Source organism: Jeotgalibaca sp. PTS2502, assembly GCF_001975685.1.
GTDB lineage: Bacteria > Bacillota > Bacilli > Lactobacillales > Aerococcaceae > Jeotgalibaca > Jeotgalibaca arthritidis.
In genome coordinates this window covers 160,604-174,657 of sequence record NZ_CP019433.1, presented here as the reverse complement: position 1 = coordinate 174,657, position 14,054 = coordinate 160,604, and the positions used below count along the sequence as shown (strand labels likewise).

The following is a 14,054-nucleotide window of genomic DNA, read 5'->3' as shown; positions in this document are numbered from 1 at the left end:
AAAAAAGATAAATTTGCCCCATTGCGCGCTTCGCTGCTCATTCAGGGTCAAATTTCCTATTTTTTCATAGGCCAAGGCGGAATTGTCCGCTTTTCTTACTAATGGTCGATACATCTCTTGAATTTGGGCTGTATCTTACATATTGAAGCTCAAGTGTAAGATACAGGCTTCTTTTTGGGTGCTGTATCGCACATTTCATGCTAGTTATGTAAGATACAGATACTTTTTAACAGCTGTATCGACTATTTTGTTAGCAATCGCTGATACGTATGGTCAATTAACCATGCGCCAAGTGGTGCCGTTAGTAAAATCGTCAAAATAGAAATTGCTAAAATAGCTTCGCCATAAGGTAACCCCATCGCCAGTGGTATTCCCCCAATAGCTGCTTGCACAGTTGCTTTAGGAGTATAAGCAAGCATAGTAAAATATTTTTCTTTTGCCTTAAGTGTCGTTGGTAAAATAGAAACATACACGCCTAGGATTCGAAAAACTAGCGCTAGTCCGATTAATAAAACAGCTGAGATGCCTATGCTAAAGACATAAGTAAAGTTCAAACTAGCACCAACTAATACAAATAAAAAGACTTCCGAAACGACCCACAACTGATCATATTTCACAGATAGGCGTTTTGATAAACGGGGATAGCTAGCATAAATCGCCGCTCCCATTGCCATAATCGCTAACAAAGCTGAGAATGGTAGCCATTCACTAATTTGTGTTTCAACTTCTAATAATAAAAAAGAAATAGCTAGCATAATGGCTAGTTTCACCGAATCTCTCATCCGATAATATCTAAATAACCAGCTGACCGCTTTCCCAATTACATAACCGACCGCAACTCCAGCTATAATCGATATCGGAATCGATAATAGTGTCTTTAGTTTCAAATCCTGACTTAACGATAAGGAACTAAAAGCAGTAAATAGAACAATGACAAAGACATCATCTAAAGAGGCTCCTGAAATAATTAATTGCGGAACGGCAGCCTCCTTGCCATATCCTTCGTCTATCAATTTCAACATGCGCGGCACAACTACCGCTGGTGAAACTGCTGCTAATACCGCACCTAAAACAAGCGCACTCACTACATCCATTCCTAATAATAATGGAGCTAACACAGCAATGCTAACTATTTCAAAGGTCGCCGGCAGAAAACTCATCAATAAGGCAGAAGCCCCGACTTTTTTTAATTGCTTTAAATCGAGTGACAGGCCTGCTCTCGTTAAAATAACAATTAAGGCGACTTGGCGTAGCTCTGCTGATAAGTCTAGTAAGCTGGAGCTAAAGGCGTTGAGGCCAAATGGACCTAATAAAACACCTGCCACCATCATCCCAATTAAAGGCGGCAATCCTATGCGTTTACAGATGCGGCCCAAAAATAAGCCGACTACTAATAATAATCCGATACTCGTTAACATTTCTTTATCCCCTTTATCACATTAAAAAAAACAAAAAAAGCCGACACTCCTCCTATTAAACAGGTAGAAGTCATCAGCTTTAAGCGGTTCAAGTTTATTTCAACTTTGGGAGACGATCATTCCCTCTTTTATTTACTTTTCAATGTGTTCGTGATTACTAAAAAAATTATAGCATAATTTTTAATGGCTGACTAGCCGTTTTTAAGAGGCAATGACCTTAGCTGCGCCGCCATCAATCAATAAGGTGGTGCCAGTAATATACGAATTCGCATCTGATAAAATAAAGGCTACTGCCTTAGCAAATTCTTCCGGTTCGCCCAAACGACCAAGTGGAATGTCTTTCATTGTTGCAGCTTTAACATCTTCAACGCTTGTTCCCGCTTTATCAGCGCGGTCTTGGTTCAATTGCTGAATCCGGCCCGTTTCGATTGTACCTGGGGCCACTACATTAATTAAGATATTATCCGGTCCCAATTCTTCTGCTAGTGATTTCGTCAAGCCAACAATGGCATTGCGGAAGGTATTGGATAAAATGAGATTTGGAATCGGTCGTTTAACAGAACTTGATGCCACATTGGCAATGCGACCGCCACTTTCTTTTAAGTCAGGCAAGACTTCACGTATCATACGCACATAACTTAATAAGTTCAATTCAAAGGCTGCTTCCCAGTCTTGGTCTTCAAAATCATCAAAGACGCCGCTCGGAGGTCCACCAGCATTATTTAGCAAAATATCAATTTTACCTAGACGCTTTCTTGTTTCAGCTACTAGCGCTTTAATATCATCAACTTTCGTAATATCGCACTCATAATAAGCAACTGTCCCTCTGGCAACTTGCTCGATTTCTCGCTTAGCTTCTTCTAATGACGCTTCGTTCCGACTTGTCAGCATCACATTAGCCCCTTCTTTCGCTAATTCCATTGCGACAGCCTTCCCCAATCCTTGACTTGACGCCACAACGAGGGCATTCTTTCCTCTTAATCCCAAATCCATTAAAATTCCTCCTTCTTTCCGAATATACGTTTGCTATAATAGTCATAACTAATTAAATGATACCACAAAGGAGATGCCCGCTTGAAACTATTACATACCGCCGACTGGCACTTAGGAAAAATCGTCAACGAATTTTCTATGCTCGACGACCAGCGTTATTTTTTAGAAACACTTATTGAAAAAATAAAACCACTTGAGCTCGACCTCATTATTATTGCCGGCGACCTTTATGACCGGTCTCTGCCTTCCAAAGAAGCCGTCGCTCTGGCAGACGATATTCTAACGCGCCTTATTAAAGAGGTTAAGGTACCCACTTTGGTTATTGCTGGCAACCATGACAGTAATGAACGCATTGAATATGGGTCACAGCTATTTACTCAAAATGGTCTCTACATGGAGGGAACCGTAAAACCAGTTACCAACAAAGTCACTATCAATGGGGTAAATTTTTATTTAGTTCCCTTTGCTGACCCTGCCCAAGTTCGCGAAATTGTCGGTAATCCTGATATTCGAACGATGGAAGATATTAGCCACCATCAAATAAACGCCATTAAAGAAACACTTCATCCAGATGAGCTAAATGTGTATATCGGCCATGGCTATGTCATTAATGGCCAGCCCCAATCCATAGAAGCTTCTGATTCAGAACGACCATTAACGATTGGAACTGCTGAATATGTGCCTGTTGAATTATTTGAATGCTTTGATTATGTCGCTCTCGGTCATATTCATAAACCACAAAAAATTAAATATGAGCATATTCGTTACAGCGGATCGATTTTGAAATATTCTAAATCAGAAGTCTTCCATAAAAAACAAATATCTATTGTAGATTTAGAGAAAGGACGGGTGTCTGTCAGCCCTCTTTATATCGAAGCTAAGCGTGATATGCGTGTGATACGAGGTTATTTCGATGACATTATCACCGGTCAATCCGATGATTATATCTTTTTTGAATTAGAAGATGACCAGCTTATTTCAGATACCATGAACCGACTGCGTCAACGCTATCCTTATGCTATGGGGCTGGAATACCTTCATCAGCGCGATAACAACCATTCTAAACTAAGCCATACCCAAGATGATTTGAAACAGCTTGCTTATCCAGAGTTATTTGAAGCCTTCTATGAAGAACACACTGAAACAAATTTAACTGAGCATGAGAAAAAAATCATTAAACAAGCCTTTCACGCGGCAGAAAGGAGCCTGTCATGAAACCAATTCAACTAGAAATGACTGCTTTTGGTCCCTATAAAGAAAAAACAACCATTGATTTTGCTAGTTTCAGCCATCAAAATCTCTTCTTAATTAGTGGCGCGACTGGTGCAGGCAAAACAACGATTTTCGATGCTATTGCCTATGCCCTTTACGATGATGCCAGCGGGAATAGTCGAAGTAAAGACAACTTTAAATCAGATTTTGCAACGGACCAAGAGCTTTGCCAAGTTAGCTTCATTTTTGAAATCAATGGAAAAGAATACAAAGTTGAGCGTTCACCGAGACAAATGGGGCCCGGCAAGCGAAGCGCTAGTAAACAATACGAGTCGACCGTTGCCTTCTACCATGACACCGGTGTTACAACAAAAATTAAAGATGCTAATCAAGAAATTGAAGCCTTGTTAGCAATGTCCTATGATCAATTCAAACAAATTGTCATGCTCCCACAAGGTGAATTTAAAAAATTACTTGAATCGGATAGTAAAGATAAAGAACAGATTTTTAGAAATATTTTCCAAACTGACGTCATTCTTGCCTTTCAAGATCATCTCAAAAAACAAGTTGCTGACTTGAAAAAAGACGCTGATGAAGCGTCCGTATCGTTAAAAACATCTTTACGTTATTTAACTGATATTGAAGATGCGCCTTTACAGGATGCGATTGCAATTGAAGATATTGATACGATTCTTGATCGCTTATCATACCTTAACCACCTATTTTCGGAGCAACTTACTGAACAAGAGGCTTTACACCAACACAAACAAGAAAAAGTAAAACAGCTTGATCAACAAATGGCTGATCTTAACCATTACGAAAGTCTAAAAAAAGAGCAAATTGCTTTACTGCAACAAAAAGAAGCATTTGCCCAAATAAAGCAAAACCTAGTTCATTTTGAAAAAGCGCAAGGCTGTTTAGAAGCCAAACAGCTTATCGAACGTGAAAAAATAAGCATCAACTCATTAAAGACTAGTCTTTCGACAACTTCCGAAAAGCTTGAAAACCTAAAAAAAGAAGCTCGGTTAAAACAAGAAACGTTTGAAAAACTAAATGAACAATACAAACAACTACCCGATTGGCGAAAACAAGAAAAAGAATACGAGAAGCAATTAGAAGCCTTTGAGCAAGTCGAAAACAAGCAAGCTGAAAAAGAAAATCTAGAAAAACTTATTCGGACAAATCAAGATGAATTGAAACAAACCAACCAATTACTTGAACAGTTACAAAAAGAGAAACAAACAAGCCAACAAGCTATTCAGGCTGTTAATGACGCAAAAAAAGCAAAAGAAAGTTTAGAAAAAGATAAGCAAGAGACAGAAAAGCAACGTGATAATAGCCTGCTGAGATTGAAGAACTTAGAAGAATTCATAAAGCTCACTAATCAATGGCAATCAGAGTCAGATCAACTCATTCAACTCAGAAAAGATGCGACATATTCTCATAAGCAACTACAAGAGATGCGACAACTTTACTATGATAATTTAGCAGGTCTTTTAGCGTCAGATCTGAAAGTAGACCTTGCTTGTCCAGTTTGTGGCTCGTTTGATCACCCTCATTTGGCTGAAACAAACCCACAAGCACCGACTAAAGAAGATTTGGACCGTTACCACGCGGAAAATGAACAGATACAAGCCGAATACGCCCGCTTGGCAAGCCGTGTAGGAAGTTTATTGGAGCAGATAAAGGAAAAAGAAGACCAGCTAGACATTATTCAAGCCGATTGTGAAAATGAAAAAACAGTGACGCAACTCGCTTACAATCAAGATTTAGAAAAGCTAAATGAATTAAACCAAAAAGAAACAAGCTTGTTACAACAAATAGAAAAACTTGATCACTTAAATAGTCTTTTTGATAAGTTCCTCGAAGATGAGCGTCAATGTGAATTGAAGCTAACGCGATTAACAACCTTGCTTAGCAATCAAGAAACACAAATAAAAGATGTCAGTGAGCAAATAAACCAACTAATTGTGTCATTACCATCAACAGATAAGCAGGCAACGACTAATTTATTACGTGAGCTTACTCAACAAATCCATAGAATCGAATCCGACTATCCCCTTCTTCAAAATGAATTAAATCGGATTGAAAAGGAAACTGCGATTTGTTCGACAGAGCAAACCAGCTACAACAACCAGCTGGAAACAGCCATTCAGTCGCTTAACGCTGCAGAATTAGCTTTCAAAGAAAAATTAAAGTCTGCCAATATGGCTGAAGACTTTGAGGAGCATTTACTGAGTGAGGCAGACTATCAACGTCTTTATAAAGAGCATGAAACTTACGATCAGCGACTTAAAACGAATCAAAGTAATTTAATCAAACAAGAGCAGCGACTCGCTGAATTTGATTCAACCGATATTGAACAACTAGAGATAACACAAGGTCTGCTAGCGGAAGAAATTAATCAAATTAATGCCTTACTGAAAAAACTATTTATGCAGAAACAAAATGGCGAGAAAAGTCACGCTGCAATTATGGAAACCTATGGAAGCTTAAAGGATTTTAGAAATAAATATAGCCAAATCAAACGCTTAGCCGACGTGGCAAATGGTAGTTCAAAAGAGACAGGTCGTCTTTCTTTCGAACGTTATGTTCTAGCTATTTACTACGAAGAAATCGTCAAGGCTGCTAACTTACGATTAAAAGACATGACAGGTGGGCGCTATTTACTGCGTCGCTCTGAAGAGATGGGTAAAGGAGTCGGGGCTAAAGGACTCGAGCTTGATGTCTTTGACCATTTCACTAGTCAAACAAGAAGTGTTAAAACGTTATCTGGCGGGGAAAGCTTTAAAGCTTCCCTTGCACTTGCATTAGGATTAAGTGATGTTATGCAGCAACAAAGTGGTGGCGTTCATATTGATACTCTCTTTATTGATGAAGGATTTGGATCACTGGACTCTGAATCACTCGATCATGCCATCCAAACCTTAATGGACTTAAACGCCTTAGGAAGAATGGTCGGAGTTATTTCCCACGTTGACGAGCTTAAAAATCGGATTTCAACCCATATTGAGGTAAGTCATTCCGCGAAAGGTAGTTCATTAACCATTAAGTATTAAATAGGAATAAGGCTTGGACAATTGTCCAAGCCTTATTTAACGTTTACTATGTGTAATGGAAACTGATAACCGATTATTTAACAATTAGAACGTCGCATCTAGCATGACGCGTCACATGATTAGTGATGGAGCCCACAACGAGTTTGGCTATTCTACCTTTTCCCGTTGCTCCCATGATAATCAAATCAATCGACCAGTCTTTTACTAAATCTTCTGCTATTAATTTCTTAGCATTTCCAAACTTGATATCTTTTTCAATGGTCAAGTTTTCTTTGCTAGCATGGGCTTCTAAAGATTTGAATAGACCTTCTTTATCACGCTCAATGCTGGCAGCTTCTTCAGGATCATTCCTTTTGTCGACAACTGTTACAAGGTGCAAAATAGCGTCATTGCGTTTGGCAATTTGAACTGCTTTTTTAAACGCATTGATCGATTGTTGCGAACCGTCTACAGGAATTAAAATATGTTTGTAATCATGACTCATATGATCCAACTCCTCTCAACTCACACAGAAAACGCTTCCTTCATCTTTATTTTACACCAAAATAAGATAAAGGCAAAACAGTTTTTGCTTTTTTGAGATACAGATTCTTATATTTTCTCAAATTCTAATTCGCCAAATTCCTTAATATCTTTTTCAAGTTGTGCCTGCGATAAGTCGTGACGTACTTTATAGAAGGATTTTGTCGTTTTAGCGGCATTGACGATCCCTGTCAGGATAACATCAATCAAGTTTTTTGTGTGCATATAGCGATAGAGCATACCTGATATGAGGGCCTCATTTGTTCCCCATACATATGATTCTGAATCTGTATTTCGTAAATCGAAACGAATCATACCTTGTTTAGAACTCGCATACTGCACACATTTACTTTTATTCATAATAACGACATGCTCGCAACCACGTTCTAGAAAGCGATTCAATGCTCTTTTTAAGGATTCATCATCTTCAATTGTCATATTCAAGATCAGCTCTGCTTCTTTTTGAGTAGTAATAAAGATTTTGACACCCTTCAAATTTTCTGGAATATTATGAGCTTTAAGGGCGGAAACAGTCATCATAGCGAGTGGAATTTTATTTTTTGAAGCAATATCAATCAATAATTCACATGTTTCCTTTGGTAAATTAGTATCCACGCATATTCCTTTAGCTTGTTTTAATAACGATGCCCGCTTCATCAACCAGTTAGTATCCATCTGATCATAAATATCCATTTCAGAAAGCCCAACGACCATCTCACGCTGCTTATTTAAAACTTCCATATATGTCCCTGTTGATTGACCTGGAAGTTCTTCCACCTCATTCATCTTCATAAAGGGTAGCATATTTTTCTTAATTGATTTCGCTTCTTGATCATCACCTAAAAGTGATAAGAGAACAACATCTTCTTGAAGTCTACCTAAATTTTCAGCGACACTGAGGGCGACTCCTCCAAATGTCACTTGAGAGGTAACTTTGTTTGATTCTCCTGTAATCAACTCATCTTCAATAAAATATCTTCGATCAATTGCTGCCGCACCGATACAGATAATCGGTCTTGTTTCATTTACTACATAGGCTTTTCCTAATAAATAGCCTCTTTTTACTAACCCAGAAATAATATTTGCCACTGCTGGCCGAGATAAACCAATCTTATCAGCCAAGTCTTGTTGGGAAATAAAAGGATCTTCCTTTATATAAGTAAAAACTCTGGACTCTTTCTCATTCAGAATCATATGTCATTGCCCTCTCTGTATTCAATCATACCGTCTATCATATCAATTCCTTATTGCCTTCGCAATTAGTAAAAAGAAATCGTTAGGCGATTGTAACAATTCATCAACCACCAAGGATTGATTCAATCACAGCTATTTCCAGTCTTTTATCTAACTGTTTAAATTTTTGTAGACTTTCTTCATAATATTGTATTGCTTGTTCTGATTGCTTATTTTTCTGATAAAAATCACCCATCGTCATTAATAAATAGGCTAGCCCCTCTTCATCGTCTGCCTGTTTTGCATAGGTCATTGCCTGTATGAGTGCTTCTTCACTTTTTTTAGGGTGATTTTCCTCCATATAGATTATTGCTTTCTCAAACCAAGTCGCAGAAAGAGAACTCCTATCATTTGGAGCATATTGTTCTCGATACAGAATTTCTTCCTCTAATAATAGTTTTGCTGAATCGTAGTCTTTTGTGGCTCTGGAAGTTTTGACTAATTCGCGAAGCATATCCATCTCAAAGTCGACATTATTGGCTTTGCGAGCATTTAAACGCCCTTCTTCAAAGCAACTCCTAGCACCATCATAATTTCCTTGCAAACTGTAGTTTACTCCTAATCCATAAACAAGTAATTGATATAGCTGGCTATCTTTATCATCAATCAAATAAAGCGCCTCCAAAAACAACCGTTCCGCTTCTGCATAGTCCTCCTTTTCATGTAATGTCATTGCCCTGTCGGCCAACTCTTTAATTTGATTCATTGTCATACCGTTTCACCCCTTCATTATTTAATGAGGATGTTCTCTTCTTCATAGTACACGAGGGAAATGGCCTTGTAAAATATGCGGATGGGTTCCAACAACGACATCAACCTCTAAATCGGCGAATAATTGAGCATAATAACGCTGAAAATCATTAATCTCAGACGTATTTTCGTCTCCCCAGTGGGCAGAAACAATGACAACATCACTCAATTCTTTTGCTCGTTTTACATCATCACGAATAAGTTTCTCATCAAAGTAGGATACACGCCAATCCGTATCTGGTTCAATACCATTCGTTCCATAAGTATAGGACAAAAATGAAAAGGTAACCCCTTTTCGCTCAATAGTCGGAATACTTAACCGATCAGCTTCGCTTAAATAAGTTCCTGTATAGATAAGATCAGGATAGTTACTCCAAACTTCAATAGCGTGAATAGCACCAGGATAATCGTAATCAAGCGTATGATTCGTTGCACCATTAACTAAATCAAAGCCTAAATCAGCCATATTTCCAGCCATTTCATTAGGCGTATTAAAAGCAGGATAGCCCGTATATGGATAATCTGTCCCAGCCAAAATGGTTTCCTGATTTAAAAAGGCTAAATCTGCATCTTGAATGTCGGTCGCAATATGCTTGTAGATTGGCGTGAAATCATAACTACCATCCTCTTGATACACATCGGCGATAATTGAATCGTGTATTAGATTATCTCCCACTCCAACAAATGAAATGATGACTGCTTCTTCGCTTTCTTCTTCTGAACTAGCCTCCACATTATTTGTAAACTCAATATCTGATGATGTTTGTTCATCAATCTGTTCGTTAGGTTGGCAAGATGCTAGAACGATTGCTAACATCATTGTCGCTACTTTTTTCATTTTATCACCTCAACGGAAAGGCTATAAAAAATTTCCTTTAAAAACAATCTCGTTTCTAAAGGAAATCTGTTTATAGCGGTAATGTTTTTGTTGTTACAAATCTTCTCCATGCTAGAATAACTCCCACACTACCTATTAAAAGAACTTGCCATAAAGGTAAATGATAAAGAGTTAGCCGCAATCGTAATAATCCATAAGCTGCTAAGAAAGACACAACGATTAGGGAATAGCTGATATAGTCTCTGTATGTAGTAAACTGTTTGCTAGTTCGATACAACAATTCTGCTTTTTGACGTTGGTAAAACAAATAGACATAGGCAAAAACTAAAACAAAAAAGTTCAGTAAAACACCTAGTAGACTAAAAGGAATCGGTATAGCCATCGTCTCACTAAAGCTATGGCCGTACCAAGCTCCTAACAAGAAAGCAAAAAACGCATAGGCGACTAAATAAAGAGAGAACGCATACAACGGAAACTGAAAACGATCCTTAATAATGTTAATAGGACGTAGCTTATTTCTCTTGTAGATGACTTTCTCAACAAACAATCTGTGGTCAACACCGAATTCTTCATCTGCTCGCTTGCCATCTAATTGTGCCTCTTTAATTTTTAATAACACAAGTTGGCAAATTTCTAATTTAAAGGCTTGTGTTTTTGATTCTGATAATGAATCTAATTCTAATAAACATTTTTTATAGTAGGCTTCATTGTAAGGTAATAACTCTTCTGGATTAAGCTTTTGATTGTAATTTGTAGGAATAACGTTTTTAATAAACATGACAAACGCCCCTCTCTCAAATCATCATTCGATCTATATAAGTATATTATAAATGAAGTGTCTGAAAAAATGAACAAAAACGACTAATAAGAAAAGCGGACAAGTCCGCCTTGGCCTATGAAAAAATAGGAAATTTGACCCTGAATTGTCAGGAGACTTCACGCTTCAGCGGGTTAGTCGAATGATATGCGTTAGCGAGCAGCGAAGCGCGCAATGGGGCAAATTTATCTTTTTTTCACTAGGTCAGGACTTGGGAGCTAGACATTGATGGCTGAACTTATAATCCCCTAGTCTATAAGAAAAACCGTGTAGCTACTTTCTGCTACACGGCATTATTTTTTTATTCAGGAACAGTGATTGAAGCCGGGTCAATACCCAAGGCCTCTGCCATTTCCTCATTTACGACCAATTCTAAATTTTTAGAAGACTGTACTGCCATATCAGCAGTTGTCGCTCCATTTTCTAGAATGTCTAGTGCCATCTCACCAGTTTGGCGACCTAATTCATAGTAATCAATACCGTATGTTGCTAGACCACCGTCTAACACTTGGTCTGCTGCTGCTGCAACAACCGGTAGCTTATAATTTTTTGCTACTTGGGCTACGGTTGCCATTGTACTTGCCAGCGTATTATCTGTCGGAATATAAACACCATCAACATCTTGAGCCAGTGACTCCATAGCTTGTTGTACATCATTAGTTGAAGATACAGTTAAAACAACCACATTTTGACCATTTTCTTCAAGAATTGCTTTCGCTTGATCAGCTTGAATAACAGAATTTGGCTCACTAGAATTGTAGATGATACCGATATTCTCAGCATCTTCTGCAACAGATAATAGTAATTTGACTTGCTCCTCAATCGGACCTGCATCCGTTGTACCTGTAATATTTGCACCTGGTTTTTCTAAGCTAGCAACAAGTCCAGCATCCACTGGGTCAGTAACTGCTGTGAATAAAATTGGTGTGTCTTTTTCTATATTGGCTAGTGATTGAACAGCTGGTGTTGCTATCGCTAAAATCAAATCATTATCCCCTGCTAAACGTTCAGACATGGTTTGAAGATTGGCTTGGTCACCTTGTGCATTTTGATAATCTAATGTTAGGTTCTCACCTTCTAGATAACCTGCTTCTTCTAATACATCGACAAAGCCTTGACGTGATGCGTTTAATGATTCATGATCCATTAATTGTAAAATTCCAATAGTAAGTTCCTTGTTAGCACCATCGTTCGCTGTATTTTCATCTGATCCGCCACAAGCTGCCAGCAAGACGCCTGCCCCTAATGTCAAACCTATTTTCCTCATCCATTGTTTCATCATCTCTATATTCCTCCCAGAATGTTGTGAGTATCTATTATGAAATAAAACCAAAAAAACCCATTCAGATTTTTAATCATCTGAATGGGTTCATGAATTTCTATTAGTAACCAATAAAATCAGTTTTACTAACACCACTCAGATTTTCATCTATGTGGCATTTGCTCATGCAAAGTAACTCTAGCCTCATAGATACAAACGTTGTTTGTCACGTTTGCATCCATGAATTCATGTCTACAAACGTTCCCTAAAGAAGCTAAAGTAAAAGCTATGCAATTGATTAAGTGATTTTATTTTAATTTTCATAGAAATTCCTCACATCTTTTATTTAGTAATGCCATCATACTGGAGTTATTATGAGAAGTCAATGATAAAATTAAAACTAAATGAGCAAAAAACTAATGTTTGATAATTTTTCTTAATCGATTGGCTAAAACTACCGCTAATACAGCCTTTATGCCATCTCCCGGTAAAAACAATAACACACCGCTTATTAATAATTGGCTAAAAGATAAACCAAGCTCTAAGAAGACATTCAATATAATTGCCATATATGGTGTTCCGATGACGTAAATAAGCCCGGTAGCTAGTATAACTAAATAACGATCAGCCGTCACTTTCCCAGTCTTTTTTAAGTAAGAAATAACAGGGGCCACGATTATAAATGCAATTAAAAAACCAAAACTAGGACTTAGAAAAATTTGCCCTCCTCTTACTAGGACAGATAAAAGTAAATGTAATAGTTGTGCAAAAAAAGCGCTTTGTGGGTTTAACAATAGTGCCGTTAATAGAACAAATAAGGTCTGAAGAGTCACTGGAACAGGACCAATAGGAATGCTAATGAAGCCCCCAATAAAACTTAAGGCTGCCATTAAACTGATTCTTGATAAATCACGAGTATTTAGTTTCATAAAATCCTTCTCCTTCTCGCATTTGAATGCTAATTTCTCCATATGATAATATCTTATGACTACCATCTTCTAGGCGAACAACTAATCCACCATCATTGTCTATCTCTTCCGCAACCGCTCTAATTTGTTCTTGTTTTTGCTTAAACGTAATTGTTTTGCCTAAAACGAAGCACCTTTTCCGATAGTCTTCTAAAAAATTTCTGTTATTAATATTCTGATAAATTGCTAAGAAGTTATTAATGATGCTGACAGTTAAATTATTACGATTAATCGTGCCACTTGAGTGATTGGTTATTCCACCAACTTTATTTTTTAAGTCCTCTGGTAATTGCTCTCTATCCACTGAAATATTTATGCCAATACCTAAAATAATGGATTCAACCGACTGAGTTTCAAAATTCATTATGCCTTCTGTTAAAATACCGCAAATTTTCCGTCCATTTAGAAAAATATCATTAACCCACTTAATTTTAGGGCTTAACGAGGTCATACCTTCAATAGACTGACAAACGGCTACAGCTGCAGCTGTCGTCAGCAATGCCGCATCAACTTCTGAAGAAATATGCTGAAGTGCAAGACTCATATATAAGCCTGTTTTTTCAGGAGAATAAAAAAAGCGTCCGTGTCTCCCTCGCCCAGCCGTTTGTTCATCACTCACAACTAAAAAATTACCACTAAGTTGAGTCTCTAATAATCGCTTAGCTTCTGAATTAGTAGATCCAATACTAGCATATGTTATAACGGTCACATCATGGTCTAGTTTCGATTGAATTTGCTCTTGGTTTAATACATCTGATTGAGAAGATAATCGATAACCGTTGTTGGTTCCAGACTCTATAAGGTAGCCTTCCGCTCGTAAACTTTGGATCGCCTTCCAAACTGACGTCCGACTTACACCTAGCTGTGTTGCAATCAGTTGTCCGGAATAGATTTTTTCTTTATTATGTTCAAGTAATGCTAGTACTTTATCTTTCGTTGACATGCTACCACCTCATTTTTCACTTATTTTATAGAACCCGCCA

General features: G+C 37.7%; 12 protein-coding genes and 1 riboswitch. Of the genes, 2 read left to right on the top strand and 10 right to left on the bottom strand.

Annotated features, from left to right (window positions below; translation table 11 throughout):
* Nucleotides 1-242: 242 nt before the first annotated feature.
* Nucleotides 243-1,418, bottom strand: a complete 1,176-nt coding sequence (locus tag BW721_RS00810) for a cation:proton antiporter (protein WP_076765265.1) — start codon at nt 1,416-1,418, stop codon at nt 243-245.
* 57 nt (nt 1,419-1,475) lie between these two features.
* Nucleotides 1,476-1,551: riboswitch (Fluoride riboswitch) on the bottom strand.
* Nucleotides 1,552-1,619: 68 nt separating this feature from the next.
* On the bottom strand, nt 1,620-2,411 hold the full coding sequence (locus BW721_RS00805; RefSeq protein WP_076765263.1) for an SDR family oxidoreductase: 792 nt from the start codon (nt 2,409-2,411) through the stop codon (nt 1,620-1,622).
* Nucleotides 2,412-2,492: 81 nt separating this feature from the next.
* Between BW721_RS00805 and BW721_RS00800 the strand changes: the two genes are divergently transcribed.
* Nucleotides 2,493-3,626, top strand: coding sequence for an exonuclease SbcCD subunit D (locus tag BW721_RS00800; RefSeq protein WP_076765261.1), 1,134 nt, complete (start codon nt 2,493-2,495; stop codon nt 3,624-3,626).
* Nucleotides 3,623-6,682 carry an AAA family ATPase gene (locus BW721_RS00795; RefSeq protein ID WP_076765260.1) on the top strand — a complete coding sequence of 1,020 codons (3,060 nt, stop codon included), beginning with the start codon at nt 3,623-3,625 and terminating at the stop codon, nt 6,680-6,682. The genes BW721_RS00800 and BW721_RS00795 overlap by 4 nt, the downstream gene beginning before the upstream one ends.
* 73 nt (nt 6,683-6,755) lie before the next feature.
* Here the strand turns inward: BW721_RS00795 and BW721_RS00790 are convergent, their stop codons facing one another.
* The 8 genes from BW721_RS00790 to BW721_RS00755 all read right to left on the bottom strand — a co-directional run bounded on the left by BW721_RS00790 (nt 6,756) and on the right by BW721_RS00755 (nt 14,014).
* A complete protein-coding gene (locus BW721_RS00790; RefSeq protein WP_076765259.1) occupies nt 6,756-7,166 on the bottom strand; it encodes a universal stress protein in 411 nt (136 codons plus the stop codon).
* Nucleotides 7,167-7,273: 107 nt separating this feature from the next.
* A complete protein-coding gene (locus tag BW721_RS00785; protein WP_076765258.1) occupies nt 7,274-8,398 on the bottom strand; it encodes a PfkB family carbohydrate kinase in 1,125 nt (374 codons plus the stop codon).
* Between the two features lie 103 nt (nt 8,399-8,501).
* Entirely contained in the window at nt 8,502-9,149 is a 648-nt protein-coding gene (locus tag BW721_RS00780) for a tetratricopeptide repeat protein (protein ID WP_076765257.1), read from the bottom strand.
* Nucleotides 9,150-9,191: 42 nt separating this feature from the next.
* A complete protein-coding gene (locus BW721_RS00775) occupies nt 9,192-10,025 on the bottom strand; it encodes a CapA family protein (RefSeq protein WP_076765254.1) in 834 nt (277 codons plus the stop codon).
* A gap of 70 nt (nt 10,026-10,095) precedes the next feature.
* Nucleotides 10,096-10,803 (bottom strand): hypothetical protein, encoded by a 708-nt coding sequence (locus BW721_RS00770; RefSeq protein ID WP_076765252.1) that lies wholly within the window; start codon nt 10,801-10,803, stop codon nt 10,096-10,098.
* Between the two features lie 340 nt (nt 10,804-11,143).
* The gene (locus BW721_RS00765; protein WP_076765249.1) at nt 11,144-12,124 is read right to left on the bottom strand and encodes an ABC transporter substrate-binding protein; all 981 of its coding nucleotides are present in this window, start codon (nt 12,122-12,124) and stop codon (nt 11,144-11,146) included.
* A 395-nt stretch (nt 12,125-12,519) separates the two neighbouring features.
* Nucleotides 12,520-13,032 (bottom strand): biotin transporter BioY, encoded by a 513-nt coding sequence (locus BW721_RS00760; protein WP_076765247.1) that lies wholly within the window; start codon nt 13,030-13,032, stop codon nt 12,520-12,522.
* On the bottom strand, nt 13,013-14,014 hold the full coding sequence (locus BW721_RS00755) for a biotin--[acetyl-CoA-carboxylase] ligase (protein WP_076765246.1): 1,002 nt from the start codon (nt 14,012-14,014) through the stop codon (nt 13,013-13,015). Before BW721_RS00755 ends, BW721_RS00760 begins: the two co-directional genes overlap by 20 nt.
* Nucleotides 14,015-14,054: the final 40 nt, after the last annotated feature.